General features: G+C 33.2%; 20 protein-coding genes. 13 read left to right on the plus strand and 7 right to left on the minus strand.

Annotation, left to right across the window (positions count from 1 at the left end; all coding sequences use genetic code 11):
- Nucleotides 1–2: 2 nt before the first annotated feature.
- The 4 genes from KI230_RS01420 (at nucleotide 3) to KI230_RS01435 (ending at nucleotide 2,547) form a co-directional block, all read left to right on the plus strand.
- Nucleotides 3–503: a TIGR01741 family protein gene (locus KI230_RS01420; RefSeq protein ID WP_000142063.1), complete on the plus strand. Its 501-nt coding sequence runs from the start codon at nucleotides 3–5 to the stop codon at nucleotides 501–503.
- Nucleotides 504–513: 10 nt separating this feature from the next.
- Nucleotides 514–1,002, plus strand: coding sequence for an antitoxin YezG family protein (locus tag KI230_RS01425; protein WP_001837543.1), 489 nt, complete (start codon nucleotides 514–516; stop codon nucleotides 1,000–1,002).
- 622 nt (nucleotides 1,003–1,624) lie between these two features.
- Nucleotides 1,625–1,999 carry a DUF4467 domain-containing protein gene (locus KI230_RS01430; protein WP_000822161.1) on the plus strand — a complete coding sequence of 125 codons (375 nt, stop codon included), beginning with the start codon at nucleotides 1,625–1,627 and terminating at the stop codon, nucleotides 1,997–1,999.
- A 149-nt stretch (nucleotides 2,000–2,148) separates the two neighbouring features.
- On the plus strand, nucleotides 2,149–2,547 hold the full coding sequence (locus KI230_RS01435) for a DUF4064 domain-containing protein (protein WP_000415665.1): 399 nt from the start codon (nucleotides 2,149–2,151) through the stop codon (nucleotides 2,545–2,547).
- A gap of 214 nt (nucleotides 2,548–2,761) precedes the next feature.
- Here KI230_RS01435 and KI230_RS01440 read toward each other — a convergent pair whose 3' ends face one another.
- Nucleotides 2,762–3,586, minus strand: a complete 825-nt coding sequence (locus tag KI230_RS01440) for a formate/nitrite transporter family protein (protein ID WP_000659770.1) — start codon at nucleotides 3,584–3,586, stop codon at nucleotides 2,762–2,764.
- A 262-nt stretch (nucleotides 3,587–3,848) separates the two neighbouring features.
- Entirely contained in the window at nucleotides 3,849–5,156 is a 1,308-nt protein-coding gene (gene brnQ2, locus KI230_RS01445; protein ID WP_045177490.1) for a branched-chain amino acid transport system II carrier protein BrnQ2, read from the minus strand.
- Between the two features lie 583 nt (nucleotides 5,157–5,739).
- On the opposite strand from brnQ2, the gene KI230_RS01450 reads away from it, so the two are divergent.
- The 3 genes from KI230_RS01450 (at nucleotide 5,740) to KI230_RS01460 (ending at nucleotide 8,618) form a co-directional block, all read left to right on the plus strand.
- On the plus strand, nucleotides 5,740–6,630 hold the full coding sequence (locus KI230_RS01450; RefSeq protein ID WP_001033876.1) for a 5'-nucleotidase, lipoprotein e(P4) family: 891 nt from the start codon (nucleotides 5,740–5,742) through the stop codon (nucleotides 6,628–6,630).
- A gap of 248 nt (nucleotides 6,631–6,878) precedes the next feature.
- Nucleotides 6,879–7,928 (plus strand): ABC transporter permease, encoded by a 1,050-nt coding sequence (locus KI230_RS01455; protein WP_000477931.1) that lies wholly within the window; start codon nucleotides 6,879–6,881, stop codon nucleotides 7,926–7,928.
- Between the two features lie 12 nt (nucleotides 7,929–7,940).
- Nucleotides 7,941–8,618, plus strand: coding sequence for an ABC transporter ATP-binding protein (locus KI230_RS01460; protein ID WP_000911017.1), 678 nt, complete (start codon nucleotides 7,941–7,943; stop codon nucleotides 8,616–8,618).
- A 158-nt stretch (nucleotides 8,619–8,776) separates the two neighbouring features.
- On the opposite strand, the gene KI230_RS13725 is transcribed toward KI230_RS01460, so the two are convergent.
- Complete coding sequence (locus tag KI230_RS13725) at nucleotides 8,777–8,917, minus strand: hypothetical protein (RefSeq protein WP_072353785.1); 141 nt, start codon at nucleotides 8,915–8,917, stop codon at nucleotides 8,777–8,779.
- Between KI230_RS13725 and KI230_RS01465 the strand changes: the two genes are divergently transcribed.
- The 4 genes from KI230_RS01465 (at nucleotide 8,868) to KI230_RS01480 (ending at nucleotide 13,447) form a co-directional block, all read left to right on the plus strand.
- Nucleotides 8,868–9,857: a PTS sugar transporter subunit IIC gene (locus tag KI230_RS01465; RefSeq protein WP_001822575.1), complete on the plus strand. Its 990-nt coding sequence runs from the start codon at nucleotides 8,868–8,870 to the stop codon at nucleotides 9,855–9,857. The two genes, KI230_RS13725 and KI230_RS01465, sit on opposite strands and share 50 nt — an antisense overlap.
- 342 nt (nucleotides 9,858–10,199) lie before the next feature.
- Nucleotides 10,200–11,318, plus strand: a complete 1,119-nt coding sequence (locus KI230_RS01470; RefSeq protein ID WP_001283968.1) for a carbohydrate kinase — start codon at nucleotides 10,200–10,202, stop codon at nucleotides 11,316–11,318.
- Nucleotides 11,293–12,216, plus strand: a complete 924-nt coding sequence (locus tag KI230_RS01475; RefSeq protein ID WP_000002075.1) for a pseudouridine-5'-phosphate glycosidase — start codon at nucleotides 11,293–11,295, stop codon at nucleotides 12,214–12,216. The genes KI230_RS01470 and KI230_RS01475 overlap by 26 nt, the downstream gene beginning before the upstream one ends.
- A gap of 10 nt (nucleotides 12,217–12,226) precedes the next feature.
- Nucleotides 12,227–13,447: a NupC/NupG family nucleoside CNT transporter gene (locus KI230_RS01480; protein WP_001022967.1), complete on the plus strand. Its 1,221-nt coding sequence runs from the start codon at nucleotides 12,227–12,229 to the stop codon at nucleotides 13,445–13,447.
- Nucleotides 13,448–13,551: 104 nt separating this feature from the next.
- On the opposite strand, the gene KI230_RS01485 is transcribed toward KI230_RS01480, so the two are convergent.
- The gene (locus KI230_RS01485) at nucleotides 13,552–15,084 is read right to left on the minus strand and encodes a sodium:solute symporter family protein (protein WP_045177497.1); all 1,533 of its coding nucleotides are present in this window, start codon (nucleotides 15,082–15,084) and stop codon (nucleotides 13,552–13,554) included.
- A 39-nt stretch (nucleotides 15,085–15,123) separates the two neighbouring features.
- Complete coding sequence (locus KI230_RS01490; protein ID WP_001030738.1) at nucleotides 15,124–16,005, minus strand: N-acetylneuraminate lyase; 882 nt, start codon at nucleotides 16,003–16,005, stop codon at nucleotides 15,124–15,126.
- A gap of 157 nt (nucleotides 16,006–16,162) precedes the next feature.
- On the opposite strand from KI230_RS01490, the gene KI230_RS01495 reads away from it, so the two are divergent.
- Nucleotides 16,163–17,023 carry an ROK family protein gene (locus tag KI230_RS01495; RefSeq protein WP_000291445.1) on the plus strand — a complete coding sequence of 287 codons (861 nt, stop codon included), beginning with the start codon at nucleotides 16,163–16,165 and terminating at the stop codon, nucleotides 17,021–17,023.
- Nucleotides 17,024–17,299: 276 nt separating this feature from the next.
- On the opposite strand, the gene rpiRa is transcribed toward KI230_RS01495, so the two are convergent.
- Nucleotides 17,300–18,100 (minus strand): pentose phosphate pathway transcriptional regulator RpiRA, encoded by an 801-nt coding sequence (gene rpiRa / locus KI230_RS01500; protein ID WP_000667382.1) that lies wholly within the window; start codon nucleotides 18,098–18,100, stop codon nucleotides 17,300–17,302.
- 139 nt (nucleotides 18,101–18,239) lie between these two features.
- Here rpiRa and KI230_RS01505 point away from each other — a divergent pair, with 139 nt between their 5' ends.
- Entirely contained in the window at nucleotides 18,240–18,908 is a 669-nt protein-coding gene (locus tag KI230_RS01505; protein WP_000936720.1) for an N-acetylmannosamine-6-phosphate 2-epimerase, read from the plus strand.
- A 126-nt stretch (nucleotides 18,909–19,034) separates the two neighbouring features.
- Here KI230_RS01505 and KI230_RS01510 read toward each other — a convergent pair whose 3' ends face one another.
- Nucleotides 19,035–20,348: a YjiH family protein gene (locus KI230_RS01510; protein WP_001077730.1), complete on the minus strand. Its 1,314-nt coding sequence runs from the start codon at nucleotides 20,346–20,348 to the stop codon at nucleotides 19,035–19,037.
- Nucleotides 20,349–20,569 lie beyond the last annotated feature (221 nt).

Consider the following 20,569-nt stretch of genomic DNA (forward strand, 5'->3'; position numbering starts at 1 on the left):
ACATGACTTTCGAAGAAAAGCTAAGTCAAATGTACAATGAAATTGCAGATGAAATCAGTGGAATGATACCAGTAGAATGGGAAAATATATATACAATTGCCTATGTAACTGATCAAGGTGGAGAGGTCATTTTTAATTATACTAAACCAGGTAGCGATGAATTGAATTATTACACGGATATATCTAGAGATTATAATATTTCAGAAGAAATATTTGATGATTTATGGATGAATCTTTATTACTTGTTTATGAATTTGAGGGATTTATTTAAAAAAGAAGGTCTTGAACCATGGACATCATGTGAATTTGATTTTACAAGCGAAGGTAAATTAAAAGTTTCATTTGATTATATTGATTGGATAAATACAGAGTTTGATCAATTAGGCCGTGAAAACTATTATATGTATAAAAAGTTTGGTGTTTTACCAGAAATGGAATACGAAATTAATAAAGTTAAAGAAATCGAGCAATATATTAAAGAGCAAGATGAAGCTGAACTATAGGGGCGATAACATGACTTTCGAAGAAAAGCTAAGTCAAATGTACAATGAAATTGCAAATGAAATCAGTGGAATGATACCAGTAGAATGGGAAAAAGTATATACAATTGCCTACGTAGATGATGAAGGTGGAGAGGTTGTTTTTAATTATACTAAACCAGGAAGTGAAGATTTGAATTATTATTCAGATATTCCTAAAGATTGCAATGTCTCAAAAGATATTTTTAAGAATTCATGGTTTAAAGTTTATCGAATGTTTGATGAGTTAAGAGAAACTTTTAAAAAAGAAGATTTAGAACCGTGGACATCATGTGAATTTGACTTTACAAGAAAGGGAAATTTAAAAGTATCATTTGATTATATAGATTGGATTAAATTAGGTTTTGGCCCATCAGGAAAGGAAAACTACTATATGTACAAAAAATTTGGTATTTTACCAGATATGGAATATGAAATGGAAGAAATTCGAGAAGTAGAGAAGTATGTTAAAGACCAAGAGTAGCATATATGTTATAGAAGGCTGTGCAAAATCACCCTCGTTTTACATTTGACTCAAAGAAGAAGGTAAACGATAAGATTATTTGCAACTTAAAAAGTCAATTAGCTTATCGGTATCCATACATCATGGATAAATGAGTTTAACTAATTAATAAATCACGATATAAATTTAAAATTGCCATTAATTGAAAAGGTTATTGTAGTGTATTTTATAAAGTTGATGCACATCGACTTATTTTTTAAAACTTATATCAAAAAAATATGAGAAAAGTATATACTATTAAAATGTTTTTTACTATAATTATAAATAGTTAAATATTTGGGAATTAAATAAATATATAGGAGGCAATTTTTAGAGATACATAGCAATGTAAAGGTATCAAATAGTTATTGCATAATTTATTATGATGACATAATTTTCAGTAGATAGTTGTAAATTAACACTGAAATAGATGTTTATATTAAGAAGACTTTAATATCATAATTAATCAAAATCTTGCGTCAAACATTTAAACGAATTTTAAGTTGATAACAATTGGCAAAACATTGTTCAAACATCACAATGATAAAGCGTATTATCAGTATTGTAGTGTGTGGAAAATGACAGCCATCTAAGGAGAAAAATGATGAAAAGAATATTGGTAGTATTTTTAATGTTAGCAATTATATTGGCAGGTTGTTCTAATAAAGGTGAAAAGTATCAAAAAGATATTGATAAAGTGTACAAAGAACAGAATCAAATGAATAAAATTGCCTCGAAAGTACAAAACACTATTAAAACAGACATTAAACAAGAAGACAGTAATACACATGTTTATAAAGATGGTAAAGTCATTGTTATTGGTATTCAATTATATAAAGATCGTGAAAAAATGTATTATTTCGCATATGAAATAAAAGATGGTAAGGCAGAAATCAATAGAGAAATAGACCCAATTAAGTATATGAAAGACCATAAAGCAGATTATGAAGATGAAAATGTAGAAGTGGAAAAAGATTAACGTATGCTTTCTTTAAAACTTTTAACCAGCTTCAAAAAATAAATGAGCTTTAGCGACAATAATTTTTAAAATAAACACGATATAAATTTAAACATTTATATATAAGAACACAAACGTAAGTTTGTAAATAATAATAAAGGAGTAAGTCAATGGAAAAATCGATCAAAATAATGACAATAATAGGAATTGTGATTCAGGGTTTAGCAACGGTATTTAGTTTACTATTGATGGTTTTAGCAGCATCAGGTGTAATGACTACAGATGTGTCAACAACAGTTAATGGTGAGGTTGACCCAGTTGATGCAGAAACAGCAGCAGCAATTTTCACTGTATTATTCTTATCCCTATTCATATTTGGAATCATTTCAATTATTTTAGGTGCAATCGGTATGTTTAAAGCATCTAAAAACAAAAAAATGAGTGGTATATTGTTGATTATTGGAGCTGTAATAAGTGGTAACATAATTACATTTGCTTTATGGTTAGTCAGTGGTATTAAACTCCTTACTAATAACAAGCCTAAAGATGAAATAAGCGACTTATCATAAACATCGTATATTGAAATTTCAAGATTTCTTAAGTAATTAAATAAAGTGCTCTCTTAGAAGTAGATTTTCAGTCAATAACTGCTTTTAAGAGAGCATTTTGTATTTGATAATGCTCATAGCATCGGATAAAAACCATTGACGAACTTAAAAAAATACGTTAGACAATGCACTTCTAAATATTAAAGGCATCGACTAACGCATTGTTCAAATATAGTTAATTATTTTTATAAAATTGATGATGATCATTCAAGTAAGCATAGAATAAACCTATAATGAGTCCGCCTCCAATATAGTTACCGATAAAAGCCGCAGCGATATTCGAAATAGCTGGTATGAAGTGCAATGTATCAACTTGATAAATTAAACCACCCATAAATAAGCAACTGTTGTAAACGACATGTTCATAACCCATAAAGGCGAATATGGTAACACCGAACATCATGACAAACATTTTTGCAAGTACATCGTCAATTTGCATGGCAATAACTAATGAAATATTGATAAAGAAATTGGCGAATATCGCTTTCATTAATATACTTACAAAACCAGTAGACAACGTTTTATGCTCTATAACTGCTGATAACTGATTTAACATATCTGGCGTCATTACATTTGAAAAACGCATGAAACTAAATAAAATAGCAGCACCTAAAATATTTCCTGCAAAGCATAATAAAAATATTTTCAATACTCTAGTTGGTTTAATTACTTTATAATACAGGCCTACAGTAAAGTACATGAAGTTACTGGTTAGTAGTTCGGAGTTTGTAAATAAAATGAGTACTAACGCAAAGCTGAATGTAATGGCACTGGCCATATTCACAATGCCTGGCGGTAAATCTGGTTCGTGTGTTGCTTTAACTGATAATACGAAGACCGTAATAATCCCGATAATAAATCCTGCCATCATCGCGCGTAATAAATAACGTTTTAAATAAACGCTTTGTAATATATCTTTTGTTCTTATTGTTTCGACTACGTTATTTACCCAGTCGTCCCCATAAAATATCTTATCCCATTTAATATGTTTCTCCTTCACAATGACATCCTCACTTTTCATTTGTTAATCAGAGTATACTATGAATCGCCTTATTTGTGAATAATTTCACAAAATTAATTTTAAAAACTAATATTTTTGAATAACTGATAGGATTTTTTGGCAAATCAATTATTTTAAAATAATCAATAGACAGACAGTATCGCTGAAAATCCATGAATTTCATATAAAAAAGCCTAGTAATGATGCGACGATCATTACTAGGAGATTATGCGACGATCATTACTAGGAGATTATGCGTCTATTAAGTTGTCGCTTGTTTCGGACGGCGTATAACTACATCGATGATGAAACCTATTATTGCCAAGAGCATGAATGGTACAAGCCAAGCTAAATCGATATCTGCTAAAGGTAACATCATAAACGATTTCAAAATAACACCGTGTAATAAGTTGAAACTATTTAGTATTTGTAAAATTGAAATAATCAATGTAATAACAGTTGCGAGTCGATAGGCCCAACTGAATCTGAATGTGCTAAACATGTTAGCAAATGATATGAGTACAAGTGCAATCGACACGGGATATATTAATGTCAACAATGGTACAGCAATTTTTAAAATCATTTCTAAACCAAGTGTTGTAAATAAGAACCCTATGATAGAGAAAATAAGTGCGAATATTTTATAAGAAAACTTAGGTACGTGTTTCTTAGTAAATGTGGCGCAAGCATTGACGAGTCCTATACATGTTGTTAAACATGCAAGTATCACTGTCATACCAAATACTATGTTGCCAAATGAACCAAATACGCGTAATGAGTTATACGTCAATATATCTGTACCATCTTTAAAGTTTCCTGGAGCCGTTGATGCCCCAACGTATGCAAGTGCAAAGTAAATCATTCCAAGTAATATGGCTGCAATAAGACCTGAAAAGCAGACATATTTTAAAATTTTCATGCGATCTGTGAGGCCTTTAAACTTATAGCCATTGACAATGACTACGGAAAAAGCTAACGCAGCAACAAGATCCATTGTAAAATAGCCTTCCAAACTTCCTGAAATGAAAGGATGTGTTATATATTTATCCTTAGGTGCACTTAGTGCAGATTCAGGGTTGAAAATGACAGCAATACTTAATAGAGCGACCATTAATAGTAATAATGGTGTTAATAATTTACCTAAATTATCAACGATTTTCGATGGATTTAAACTAATCCAGTAAACGATGGCAAAAAAGATTGCTGCGAATATAATTAAAGTCCATTGGTTATGCACAGGTAAAATGTGTCTTGTACCAATTTCGTACGCGACATTTGCAGCACGTGGAATACCGTAAAATGCTCCGATAGACATGTAAATCACGACAGCAAAAATAAACCCGAACCATGGATGTATACGATTGCCTACACTTTCAACACCTTCATCATAAAATGCAACAACAATAACAGTAATAAAGGGGAGTAATATGCCTGTAAGGGCAAAGCCTAGCATACCAATCCACATATTTTGACCCGCTGTATGGCCAAGAATGGGCGGGAATATTAAATTTCCGGCTCCAAAAAATAGTGAAAATAACATGAGGCCCGAAATAATAACTTGTTTTTTCAATGTAATTTCCTTCCTAAAACTAGATATTCATAATAATTTAAAAAATCTGAAAAATAAAAACGTTCTTACTTTATCTTTAAATGACAATACTATGATTCTATTATTTTATAAAAAAGATTGCAATAATAACGTCTTGCTATTATTGGATAATGACAATTAAAGTGTCGTTTTTATGAATTAAAATAGGTGAAAGTAAGTTGGAAATACGTTGGAGCGTTGTGATTTTTATGAGAAATTGTATGAGTGAGGACTGCTATTTATAAAAGGTAAACTATGGATGAGTTTATGGTTGTTCCAATAGGTAAATAAGAGATAGCACACTGTACACATAATGATACGTGGATGAGTGAATATGTCTGATAGGAAGGCCTAGTCACTCAAATGAATTTAAGTTTATTACGTGATAAATCACAAATCTCTCTCATGTGATAGGTCTCCCATTAAATCATGCTTATATGAAATGTTCACATATTTGTTAGCTTTTCAAGAAATAATATTAAATATCTTTTCATAGTATAGCAATATTAAATAAATGCATTTATAATTTTAACTGTATTTTAAATATTAATCATGAGGTGATAAGATGAATAAAATTTCAAAGTATATTGCAATAGCATCATTATCGGTAGCGGTTACAGTTTCAGCACCACAAACGACAAATTCTACAGCGTTTGCCAAAAGTTCTGCTGAAGTTCAACAAACGCAACAAGCTTCTATACCAGCATCACAAAAGGCGAATCTTGGTAATCAAAATATTATGGCAGTGGCTTGGTATCAAAATTCAGCTGAAGCAAAAGCATTATATTTACAAGGTTATAACAGTGCAAAGACACAGTTAGATAAAGAGATTAAAAAGAATAAAGGTAAACATAAGTTAGCTATTGCTTTGGATTTAGATGAAACAGTTTTAGATAATTCTCCATATCAAGGCTATGCATCAATACATAATAAACCTTTCCCAGAAGGTTGGCATGAATGGGTACAAGCTGCTAAAGCTAAACCTGTCTATGGCGCAAAAGAATTCTTGAAATATGCTGACAAAAAAGGTGTCGATATCTACTATATTTCTGATAGAGATAAAGAAAAAGATTTAAAGGCAACACAAAAGAACTTAAAACAACAAGGTATCCCTCAAGCTAAGAAGAGTCATATTTTACTAAAAGGTAAAGATGATAAGAGTAAAGAATCACGCAGACAAATGGTTCAAAAGGATCATAAACTTGTCATGCTATTTGGAGATAATTTATTAGACTTTACAGATCCAAAAGAAGCTACAGCTGAATCTCGTGAAGCATTAATTGAAAAACATAAAGACGATTTCGGTAAGAAATATATCATTTTCCCTAACCCAATGTATGGTAGTTGGGAAGCTACGATTTACAACAATAACTATAAAGCAAGTGACAAAGCAAAAGATAAATTACGTAAAAATGCTATTAAGCAATTCGATCCTAAAACAGGCGAAGTTAAATAATATATGAATTGGACGTCTACATGTACTTAAAGGTATATGTAGGCGTTTTTAAATTGATCCTTAATTTTAAATGTACCGTACAAAAATAATAGACAATTAATTGCATTTTCCATAAATTTGCTTTTAATATAAAAAGTTCGGGTATAATGAAGGATAAGTGTATGTATAACATTACAGAGCGCAACACGACGTACGTGCATCTAAGAATATAAACAATGTTTAAATCATAGTAGTAGGGAGAGAAATGCATGTTTTTAGCTTGGAATGAAATACGGCGCAACAAATTGAAGTTTGGACTAATTATTGGTGTGTTAACGATGATTAGTTACTTGCTATTTTTATTATCTGGATTGGCGAATGGTCTTATCAATATGAATAAAGAAGGCATTGATAAGTGGCAAGCAGATGCCATTGTTCTAAATAAAGATGCCAATCAAACTGTGCAACAATCTGTTTTTAACAAGAAAGATATTGAAAATAAATACAAGAAGCAAGCTACTTTGAAGCAAACAGGGGAAATTGTGTCTAATGGCCATCAAAAAGACAATGTTTTAGTGTTCGGTGTTGAAAAGTCATCATTTTTAGTTCCGAGTTTAATAGAAGGGCATAAAGCGACTAAAGATAATGAAGTGTTAGCTGATGAAACGCTTAAAAATAAAGGATTTAAAATTGGTGACACATTATCACTATCTCAATCAGATGAAAAATTGCATATCGTAGGTTTTACAGAAAGTGCAAAATATAATGCGTCACCAGTCATTTTCACGAATGACGCTACCATTGCCAAGATCAATCCTAGATTGACTGGAGATAAAATTAATGCAGTTGTTGTACGTGATACAAATTGGAAAGACAAAAAATTAAACCAAGAGCTTGAAGCGGTAAGTATTAATGACTTTATTGAAAATTTACCAGGTTATAAACCACAGAACTTAACATTAAACTTTATGATTTCATTCTTATTTGTCATTTCAGCTACAGTTATAGGCATTTTCTTATATGTCATGACATTACAAAAAACAAGTTTATTTGGCATATTAAAGGCTCAAGGATTTACGAATGGCTATTTAGCGAACGTAGTTATTTCGCAGACGCTCATATTAGCATTATTTGGTACGGCATTTGGCTTACTGTTAACAGGCGTTACAGGTGCATTTTTACCTGATGCAGTACCTGTCAAATTCGATGTACTAACATTGCTCGTATTTGCAATTGTGTTAATGATTGTCTCTGTATTAGGAAGTTTATTCTCCATTTTAACAATTAGAAAAATAGATCCGTTAAAGGCGATTGGGTAGGAGGTGTAGCAAATGTTGAAATTTGAAAATGTAACAAAGTCATTTAAAGATGGGAATCGTAACATTGAAGCGGTTAAAGATACAAATTTTGAGATAAATAAAGGTGATATTATAGCATTGGTTGGACCTTCTGGCTCTGGTAAAAGTACATTTCTAACTATGGCAGGTGCTTTACAAACGCCGACATCTGGGCACATTTTAATCAATAACCAAGATATTACGACAATGAAGCAAAAAGCATTGGCAAAAGTTAGAATGTCTGAAATAGGTTTTATTTTACAAGCTACAAACCTTGTACCATTTTTAACGGTAAAGCAACAATTTACATTATTGAAAAAGAAAAATAAGAATGTTATGTCTAATGAAGACTATCAGCAACTTATGTCACAATTAGGTCTAACTTCATTGCTTAATAAGTTACCTTCAGAAATTTCAGGTGGTCAGAAACAACGTGTGGCGATAGCCAAAGCGTTATATACGAATCCGTCGATTATTTTAGCGGATGAACCTACCGCGGCGTTAGATACTGAAAATGCGATTGAAGTCATTAAAATTCTACGTGATCAAGCCAAAAAAAGAAAGAAAGCATGTATTATTGTTACACATGATGAACGACTTAAAGCATATTGTGATCGTTCATATCATATGAAAGATGGCGTCCTTAATCTTGAAAATGAAACAGTAGAATAGTTTTATTAAGCCGGTACATCATGTGCCGGTATTTTTATGTTTATGTATTATTTGAATAAACTTTCACATTCAATTAATAATAATTATTATCGAAAATTAGAAATATTCCGTGAAATATAATATTTTTTGTAGTAAAATGGCCTCTAAGTATTCAATATTTAAATATGGGGATTGAATATAAAATTATCGTAATGGGGGTCAATGGTTATGGATTTAATGATAGGTACTTTATTTTTATTTTTGGTCTTAGTGATTTTTACATTATTTACATATAAAGCACCTAATGGTATGCGTGCCATGGGAGCATTAGCTAATGCAGCAATCGCAACATTTTTAGTGGAAGCATTTAATAAATATGTTGGTGGCGAAGTATTCGGTATTAAATTTTTAGAAGAGCTAGGAGACGCTGCGGGAGGTCTAGGTGGTGTCGCTGCCGCTGGATTAACAGCATTAGCTATCGGTGTATCACCAGTATATGCATTAGTTATAGCAGCCGCGTGCGGTGGTATGGATTTATTACCAGGTTTCTTTGCGGGTTATATGATTGGATATGTGATGAAATATACAGAGAAATATGTGCCGGATGGTGTCGACTTAATTGGATCGATTGTCATCTTAGCGCCATTAGCTCGTCTTATTGCAGTATTATTAACGCCAGTAGTGAATAGTACATTGATTCGAATTGGTGATATTATCCAAAGTAGTACGAATACGAATCCAATTATCATGGGTATCATTTTAGGTGGTATTATCACGGTTGTCGGCACAGCGCCATTGAGTTCAATGGCATTGACAGCATTATTAGGTTTAACGGGTGTACCTATGGCTATTGGTGCCATGGCAGCATTTAGTTCGGCATTTATGAATGGGACGCTATTCCATCGCTTAAAATTAGGTGATCGTAAGTCTACGATTGCAGTAAGTATTGAACCTTTATCACAAGCAGATATTGTATCAGCCAATCCAATTCCAATCTATATTACAAATTTCTTTGGTGGTGCGATTGCTGGTTTAATTATTGCTATGTCAGGTTTAATTAACGATGCGACAGGTACAGCTACACCGATTGCAGGATTTTTAGTAATGTTTGGATTTAATCATCCAATGACTATTGTAATTTATGGTGTAGTAATGGCGATTGTAGGTGCGCTTGCAGGTTATCTTGGTTCAATCGTATTTAAAAAATATCCAATTGTTACTAAGCAAGACATGATTAATCGAGGTGCAGTTGACGCATAGCATCATCATATTGAATAGTAAAAACAAATAAAACATAGTAACGTGATTCAGTCGATGAAAAAATCGATAATGAGTCACGTTTTTTTATAGAAAAATATAAGACATAAAAATGTCATAATTTATTGTCGACAAATATCATACTGTATAAACATTTATCATTTTCTCAAGTACCTTTTACACGATGGAATGAACTTACTTTTTACGAAATTATGCGTATTTTATAAACAAATATCATTGATATAACGGCAAATGTAAGCGTTTACAACAGAAATAACAGCATGCTACGATATTTTTGTAAATTCACTGATTCAAGTATTTTAAGTCAATATGAGGAGGGATGTTATGAGCGATTCTGAGAAAGAAATTTTAAAAAGAATTAAAGATAATCCGTTTATTTCACAACGTGAACTTGCTGAGGCAATTGGATTATCTAGACCCAGCGTAGCAAACATTATTTCAGGATTAATACAAAAGGAATATGTTATGGGAAAGGCATATGTTTTAAATGAAGATTATCCTATTGTTTGTATTGGCGCAGCGAATGTAGATCGTAAGTTTTATGTGCATAAAGATTTAGTTGCAGAAACATCAAATCCTGTAACGTCAACACGCTCTATTGGTGGCGTAGCAAGAAATATTGCTGAGAACTTAGGTAGGCTTGGCGAAACGGTCGCTTTTTTATCTGCTAGTGGACAAGATAGTGAATGGGAAATGATTAAACGATTGTCCACACCATTTATGAATTTGGATCATGTTCAACAATTTGAAAATGCGAGTACAGGTTCATATACAGCTTTAATTAGTAAAGAAGGCGACATGACATATGGCTTAGCAGATATGGAAGTGTTTGACTACATTACGCCTGAATTTTTAATTAAGCGTTCACACTTATTGAAAAAGGCTAAGTGCATTATTGTCGATTTGAATTTAGGCAAAGAGGCATTAAACTTCTTATGTGCCTATACCACGAAACATCAAATCAAATTAGTTATCACCACGGTTTCTTCCCCAAAAATGAAAAATATGCCTGATTCATTACATGCTATTGATTGGATTATCACGAATAAAGATGAAACAGAAACATACTTAAATTTAAAAATAGAATCTACTGATGATTTAAAAATAGCTGCTAAACGCTGGAATGATTTAGGTGTTAAAAATGTTATTGTGACAAATGGCGTGAAAGAACTCATTTATCGAAGTGGTGAGGAAGAAATCATCAAGTCAGTTATGCCATCAAATAGTGTGAAAGATGTTACAGGTGCAGGCGATTCATTCTGTGCTGCAGTAGTATATAGCTGGTTAAATGGGATGTCTACTGAAGATATATTAATTGCTGGTATGGTTAACGCAAAGAAAACGATAGAAACGAAATATACAGTTAGGCAAAACCTAGATCAACAGCAACTTTATCACGATATGGAGGATTATAAAAATGGCAAATTTACAAAAGTATATTGAGTATTCTCGAGAAGTTCAGCAAGCACGGGAGAACAATCAACCGATTGTAGCATTAGAATCAACAATTATTTCGCATGGTATGCCGTACCCACAAAATGTTGAAATGGCAACAACAGTAGAGCAAATTATCAGGAATAATGGTGCCATTCCAGCAACCATAGCCATTATAGATGGCAAAATTAAAATTGGTTTAGAAAGCGAAGATTTAGAAATAATGGCAACTAGTAAAGACGTTGCTAAAGTATCTAGAAGGGATTTAGCAGAAGTTGTTGCGATGAAGTGTGTTGGTGCTACTACTGTAGCGACGACGATGATATGTGCTGCAATGGCTGGTATTCAATTTTTTGTTACAGGAGGTATTGGGGGCGTCCATAAAGGTGCAGAACATACGATGGACATTTCAGCAGACTTAGAAGAACTGTCTAAAACAAATGTCACTGTTATCTGTGCAGGTGCCAAATCAATTTTAGACTTACCTAAGACGATGGAGTATTTAGAAACAAAAGGCGTTCCAGTTATTGGATATCAAACGAATGAATTGCCAGCATTCTTCACTCGCGAAAGCGGTGTTAAGTTAACAAGTTCGGTTGAAACGCCAGAACGACTTGCTGACATTCATTTAACAAAACAGCAGTTAAATCTTGAAGGTGGCATTGTTGTTGCTAATCCAATTCCATATGAGCATGCCTTATCAAAAGCATATATTGAGGCAATCATAAATGAAGCTGTTGTTGAAGCGGAAAATCAAGGTATTAAAGGTAAGGACGCCACACCGTTCTTGTTAGGGAAAATTGTAGAAAAAACGAATGGTAAAAGTTTAGCAGCAAATATAAAACTTGTTGAAAACAATGCGGCGTTGGGTGCTAAAATTGCTGTCGCTGTTAATAAATTATTGTAGGTGATGATACATGAATATTTTATTCGCTATCACAGGGATAGCATTTGCACTATTTGTTGCGTTTTTATTCAGTTTTGATCGTAAAAACATAGACTTCAAAAAGACGTTAATAATGATATTTATTCAAGTGTTGATTGTGTTATTTATGATGAACACAACGATTGGTTTAACAATCTTAACTGCATTAGGCTCATTTTTTGAAGGGTTAATAAATGTTAGTAAAGCAGGTATAAACTTTGTTTTTGGAGATATACAAAATAAAAATGGCTTTACGTTCTTTTTAAATGTGTTGCTGCCATTAGTGTTCATTTCTGTATTAATAGGCATTTTTAATTATATTAAGGTATTACCATTTATTATCAAATATGTAGGTATCGCTATTAATAAAATAACGAGAATGGGGCGCTTAGAAAGTTACTTTGCTATTTCAACAGCGATGTTTGGACAGCCAGAAGTGTATTTAACTATAAAAGACATTATACCAAAGTTGTCTAGAGCAAAATTATATACAATTGCGACATCTGGTATGAGTGCTGTTAGTATGGCAATGTTGGGTTCATATATGCAAATGATTGAACCTAAGTTCGTAGTTACAGCAGTAATGTTAAATATTTTTAGTGCGCTTATCATCGCCAGTGTAATCAATCCCTATAAATCTGATGATACTGATGTTGAAATTGATAACTTAACGAAATCCACAGAAACTAAAACATTGAATGGAAAAACAGGAAAGCCTAAGAAAGTTGCCTTTTTCCAAATGATTGGTGATAGTGCGATGGATGGGTTTAAAATCGCTGTTGTAGTAGCCGTAATGTTGTTAGCATTTATTTCATTAATGGAAGCAATTAATATCATGTTTGGTAGTGTTGGTTTGAACTTTAAACAGCTTATTGGCTATGTGTTTGCACCAATCGCATTCTTAATGGGGATTCCATGGAGTGAAGCTGTTCCAGCTGGCTCTTTAATGGCTACAAAATTAATTACCAATGAGTTTGTAGCAATGCTAGATTTTAAAAATGTTTTGGGTGATGTATCAGCTAGAACACAAGGTATTATCTCAGTTTACTTAGTGAGTTTTGCTAATTTCGGTACTGTTGGTATCATCGTTGGTTCAATTAAAGGAATTAGTGATAAGCAAGGAGAAAAAGTTGCATCCTTTGCAATGAGGTTGCTACTTGGTTCAACTCTAGCTTCAATCATTTCAGGATCAATCATTGGCTTAGTATTGTAAATTAATCGAAGCACCTAAATTAAATTCATGGCAAAGCTAAACCCCGTCACCAAGTTGGCGCAACAGCGCATCATAACTTAGTGACGGGGTTTTATCATAACAATCTACTTTTTCGTAGCCGTTTTTGAAATGTATGTTGATGGTTTATCTTTTTCAAAAATTGTTAATCCCGTTATATCTTTTTTATGTTTTGAAGGGACAATGAAGCTAAGTATATAAGCAAAGACAAAAGCAACTGTAAATGAAATGGTAGATACATAGAAAGGTGAGTTACCTTTGCCAACACCATTATAGACATAAGCAAAGATGATACCCAATATTAATCCACAAATAACACCGAATGTATTCGTACGTTTAGTGAAAATACCAACTGCAAATACACCAGCTAATGGAACACCGAATAATCCAGTTACAAACAAGAATAAATCCCATAAGTCATTTGAATTAGAAGCAATTAAGTATAGTGACATTCCAAAACCGAAAATACCTGCAATGATGATAATCAAACGTGCAAAGTTAACTTCGTGTCGCTCGCTACCTTTTCCGAAGAAGCGTTGCTTAATGTCGATTGAAATACAAGCAGATATAGAATTTAAACTAGATGAAATGGTAGACTGTGCAGCGGCGAAAATGGCTGCAATAAGTAATCCTGCTACAAATGGTGGCATCTCAGTCAAAATGAAATATGGCACTACAGATGATGTATTGAAGCCTTTTGGTAAAACAGCTTCATGTGTATAAAATGAATACAGCATTGTACCCATACCATAAAATAAGGGTGCTGAAATTAAAGCTAGGATACCATTTGTCCATAACGATTTATTTGTTTCTTTTAAACTATCAGAAGCTTGATAACGCTGCACGACGTCTTGACTCGCTGTGTATTGATACAAGTTGTTGAAAATATTTCCTAGGAAAATAATTGGAATGGCAGCTGCCGCAGTGTTTAGCTTCCAATTATCTGCACTAATTAATTTTTTGTGCTCAATCGCATCTGCAAAGACAGTGCCAAAACCGCCTTTAATGTTCATAACACCTAGAATAATAATAACTAAAGCGCCGCCTAATAAAATGACGCCTTGAATGAAATCACTCCAAACCACACCTTCGAATCCACCTAAAAATGTATATAAAATACATAGTAAACCAACGAGTGATGCAACGATATAAGGGTTCATGTCTGATACAGATGTGATTGCTAATGTTGGTAAGTAGATAACGATTGCAACACGCCCTAAATGGTAAACGACAAATAATAATGAGCCAATAACACGTATGCTAGGGCCGAATCTAGCTTCTAAATATTCATATGCAGATGTTACCTTTAACTTTTTAAAGAATGGAACATAGAAATAAATGAGTAATGGAATAATTGCTACGATAGCGATGTTACCTGCAATATATGACCAATCTGTTAAAAATGCTTTCTCTGGTGTAGACATAAACGTAATTGCACTTAATGTAGTAGCATAAATGGAAAAACCAACTACCCAAGATGGCAAGCGACCACTTGCGGTAAAGAAACTATTCGTACTTTGACTCGCGCGCTTGGTAAAATAAACGCCAATGAGTAACATAGCTAGTAGATAAATGATAACGGCAACCCAGTTTAGTGTGCCAAATCCAACTTCTTTCATGGGCAACATCCCCTTTACAATGTATTGATTCTTTGATGTCTATAAATCGTATTTTGCAATGAGTTGATCTAATGTTTGTCGATGTGCTTCGTTAAAAGGTTTGAAAGGTCTTTTCGGTAATCCTGCATCAATGCCACGATGACGTAATATTTCTTTCAATGTTGGATAAATCCCCATTGATAACACTGTTTCGATAATGTCGTTTGAATCATGTTGTAGTTGGTAAGCTTCTTGAATTTGACCTTGTCTTGCTAAGTCGAAGATTTTTCTAGCGCGGCGACCATTAACGTTATATGTAGAACCAATTGCACCATCTACGCCAGAAATCGTAGCTTGAACTAACATTTCATCAAAGCCAGATAAGATTAATTTGTCTGGGAATGCTTTTCTAATACGTTCGAGTAGGAAGAAGTTTGGCGCTGTATATTTAACACCAACAATTTTTTCATGATTAAATAGCTCGCTGAATTGTTCAATAGAAATATTCACACCTGTTAAATCTGGTATTGCATAAATAATCATATTGTTCTGAGTTGCTTCGATAATATCGAAATAGTAATCTCTAATTTCTTCAAAAGTAAATGGATAGTAGAATGGTGTTACGGCAGAAAGTGCATCATAACCGAGTTCTGTGGCATATTTTCCAAGTTCAATGGCTTCATTTAAATCTAACGAACCTACTTGAGCAATCAATTTCACTTTATCCCCAACTGCCTCTTTGGCAACTTTGAAAACTTGCTTCTTCTGCTCTGTATTTAATAAAAAGTTTTCGCCTGAGCTACCATTTACATAAAGACCGTCTAATTCTTCAGTTTCAATGGCATTTTGAGCAATTTGTTTGAGTCCTTGTTCATTTACTTGACCATTTTCATCAAAAGGAACGAGTAACGCTGCATATAAACCTTTTAAATCTTTGTTCATTATGAAGTCCCTCCAAAAATCATTTGATAATATAGTTTACAGCTATAATTGTAAACGCTATCATAAAATGTAACAATATCTTTTTGAAAATTGTAGTCATATTTATGTATAATTAATGAAAATGTTTTTCAAAATCAATAGAAATGGAGTGAGTAAGGTGTATTACATCGCAATCGATATTGGAGGCACTCAAATTAAATCGGCAGTTATTGATAAGCAATTGAATATGTTTGACTATCAACAAATATCAACGCCGGACAACAAAAGTGAGCTTATTACTGACAAAGTATATGAGATTGTAACAGGATATATGAAGCAATATCAGTTGATCCAACCTGTCATAGGTATTTCATCAGCAGGCGTTGTTGATGAACAAAAAGGCGAAATTGTATACGCAGGGCCAACCATTCCGAATTATAAAGGTACTAATTTTAAGCGATTATTAAAATCACTGTCTCCTTATGTCAAAGTAAAAAATGATGTAAACGCTGCATTACTAGGCGAATTGAAATTACATCAATATCAAGCAGAACGGATCTTTTGTATGACGCTTGGTACAGGCATTGGGGGTGCGTACAAGAATAATCAAGGTCATATTGATAATGGTGAGCTTCATAAGGCAAATGAAGTTGGGTATTTATTGTATCGTCCAACTGAAAATACAACGTTTGAGCAACGTGCTGCAACGAGTGCATTGAAAAAGCGCATGATTGCCGGAGGATTTACGAGAAGCACACATGTGCCAGTATTGTTTGAAGCAGCTGAAGAAGGTGATGATATTGCAAAACAAATATTGAATGAGTGGGCAGAAGATGTAGCAGAAGGGATTGCCCAAATACAGGTCATGTATGATCCAGGGCTTATATTAATTGGGGGCGGTATATCTGAACAAGGAGATAATCTCATTAAATATATCGAGCCGAAAGTTGCACACTATTTACCAAAAGACTATGTTTATGCACCAATACAAACGACTAAGAGTAAAAATGATGCAGCATTATATGGCTGTTTGCAATGATAGTTGAAAGAAGGAGTCATTCTAAAATAGAATTTGAAACCGTTACGAGAGATGAGAGCTGTTGTTAGTTCCACACATCACACTCTATCTAGGACCAATCTAAACTATATCAACCAACAGTGTGCCACAGACATATTAAATTGAAGAAGCTGAGATATTAAAATTTTAGAAAATGAAAAAAATATTTGGTATTGAAATTAAAAAAGCACCTAGCAACTCGTTGGGACAATCACGATGATTGTCTACAGTTGCAGGTGGATTTGAATATACTACTAGTTATTTGTTGTCTAGGATAATAGATTTAGTATGTTGATAAGTTTGACTCAGATTCGTATTTTCTAATAAATGATAACTCACGATATCGATTAAAAAGAGTGTCGCAATTTGTGTGTTGATAAATTGATGGTCGGTATTACGCGATTGATCCGTTGTTAAAAGTACTAAATCTGCACAATCTGTAAGTTTACTACCTTCAAAATTTGTGATGGCAACGACATATGCACCATGAGATTTGGCGACTTCCGCTGCAGAAATTAATTCCGAAGTATTACCACTATTTGACATAGCAATAAACATATCCGAATGAGATAGTAGGGATGCCGATATTTTCATTAAATGTGAATCGGTAGTAACATTACCTTTTAGCCCCATACGAATCATACGATAATAAAATTCAGTCGCTGATAAACCAGAGCTACCTAGTCCAGCAAAGAGTATATGTCGACTTGATTGAAGTTTGTCGATAAAGGTTTGGATAATGTCGTTATCAATAAATTCACCAGTTTGTTGAATGATTTGTTGATGATATTTATGAATTCTTTGAATAATTGGGCTATTTTCAATAACTGTCTCTGTCATTTCTTGTTGAATATTAAATTTTAAATCTTGGAAATTCTCATAATCCAGCTTATGACTAAAGCGTGTCATCGTTGCTGGTGATGTACCAATCGCATGGGCTAAGGAGTTAATCGTTGAAAAGGCATCGCTATAACCATTTTGTCTTATATAATTGACGATGCGTTTATCAGTTTTTGTAAATAAATGTTGATAACGTTGAACACGATTCTCAAATTTCATTGTGTCACCCCTTCATCTTAATGATTACTATTATATATGAAAAATATTTTCAAGATAGTAAAAAGCATTGATAAAAATTATCTTAATGATATATTGTAAATGACTTTACGTGAAAAAACGACTTATGGAGTGAGGAATAATGTTACCACATGGATTAATAGTATCTTGTCAGGCACTACCAGATGAACCATTGCATTCATCTTTTATTATGTCGAAAATGGCATTAGCTGCGTATGAAGGTGGTGCTGTTGGTATTCGCGCAAATACTAAGGAAGACATTTTAGCAATTAAAGAAACGGTAGATTTACCAGTTATTGGCATTGTGAAACGTGACTATGATCACTCAGATGTTTTCATTACTGCAACGTCAAAAGAAGTTGATGAACTGATAGAAAGCCAATGTGAAGTCATTGCATTGGATGCAACGTTACAGCAACGTCCGAAAGAAACGTTAGACGAATTAGTATCATATATTAGAACACATGCACCGAACGTTGAAATCATGGCTGATATCGCGACCGTTGAAGAAGCTAAAAATGCCGCACGACTTGGCTTTGATTATATTGGCACGACGTTACATGGCTATACTAGTTATACGCAAGGACAATTACTTTATCAAAATGACTTCCAATTTTTAAAAGATGTACTACAAAGTGTTGATGCAAAAGTTATTGCGGAAGGTAATGTCATTACACCGGATATGTATAAACGTGTGATGGACTTAGGCGTTCATTGTTCAGTCGTTGGTGGTGCGATAACACGACCAAAAGAAATTACGAAACGTTTTGTTCAAATTATGGAAGATTAAATGATAACGATAAAAAAACGAGATGACCATCATTAATTAAAGGCACCTAATTATCTTAGGTGGCTGAATGAATGTAATGGGTTCATCTCGTTTTGTTTGTTTATGATAGTGATTTTATTTTCAACTTTATCCAAAAATAAGTAAAGCGACGGGGATGGTGATTAATAGCGACAACGCCACGCGTAAAAACCAAATGATGATGAGTTTCCAGACAGGTATTTTAATTTCAGTTGCTAGTATACATGGCACTAATGCTGAGAAAAAGATAATGGCTGATACGCTTACTACACCGACGACAAATTTAGTACTCATTGCAGCTTTAGTTACTAACAAAGATGGTAGAAACATTTCTACAATAGAAATCGCTGACGCTTTTGCAAGTACAGCCTGATCAGCAATTGGGAAGATATAAATAAATGGATAGAATATATAGCCAAGCCAATCAATGAATGGTGTATAGTTCGCTACAATCAGTCCTAAAAAACCAATCGATAATATAGAAGGTAAAATACCAACAGTCATTTCTAAACCGTCTTTCAAATTGTCCCAAACGTTCTTCACGAGAGATGGTGTTAATGCATTTTGTTTCATCGCCTCTGCATATGCAGTTTTCAGTCTGCTTCCTTCAATAGCAACTTCTTGTTCTCCTTCTTGTCCGTTATAATATTCTGTTGATTCATTGGTGATTGGCGGTAGCCATGCAGTAATTGCAGTCACGACAAATGTGATGACTAAAGTTATCCAAAAGTATAAATTCCAATGCGGCATTAATCCTAAAGTTTTAGCAACGATAATCATAAAAGTTGCTGAAACTGTTGAAAAGCCAGTCGCAATAATCGTGGCTTCTCGTTTGTTGTACATCCCTTGCTTATAGACACGATTAGTAATCAATAATCCTAAGGAATAACTGCCGACAAACGAAGCTACTGCATCGACAGCGGATTTTCCTGGTGTTTTAAAAATAGGTCTCATAATAGGCTCCATATAAACACCGACAAATTCTAATAAGCCATAGCCTACTAATAAAGAAAGCGCAATTGCACCTACTGGAATTAAGATACTTAATGGCATCATTAATTTTTCAAACAAGAACGGACCATAGTTAGCTTTAAATAGTATTGATGGACCGATTTTAAATACATACATTATACCAATCATTGCACCTGCAACTTTAAATAATGTAATGACCAAGTTTGTGATTGAAGTCATAAAAGTACGTCTCACTATTGGTAACGCTGTACCAATTAAAATCATAATCAGTGCAACATAGGGCATAAGTGGACCTATGATTGAGCGAATGGCTAGATGAACATGATCGACGAAAATAGTGTTGTTACCATTAATCGTAAAAGGAATAAAGAAACATAGTATGCCCACTAAACTATAGACAAAAAAACGCCATGCACTTGGTTGTTGTGCATTAGAATGATATTGATTCATTAAAGCAACCCCTTTGTTTAAATGAATACACAAAACTGTATGATGCATCTTCCCCTTAATGAGATGAATCATTATTTTAATTTAGAAAAATCTGAAAACTTACTATAATTGTATAGTTTGAATTATTTTCATACCAATACAAATTAACTAATTATATATAGATTGAAACTATATTACTTAATAAAATATTTATCTTAAATGTTGTTGTGTTGATTCAACGC

It is taken from the genome of Staphylococcus sp. MZ3 (genome assembly GCF_018622755.1).
GTDB lineage: Bacteria > Bacillota > Bacilli > Staphylococcales > Staphylococcaceae > Staphylococcus > Staphylococcus aureus.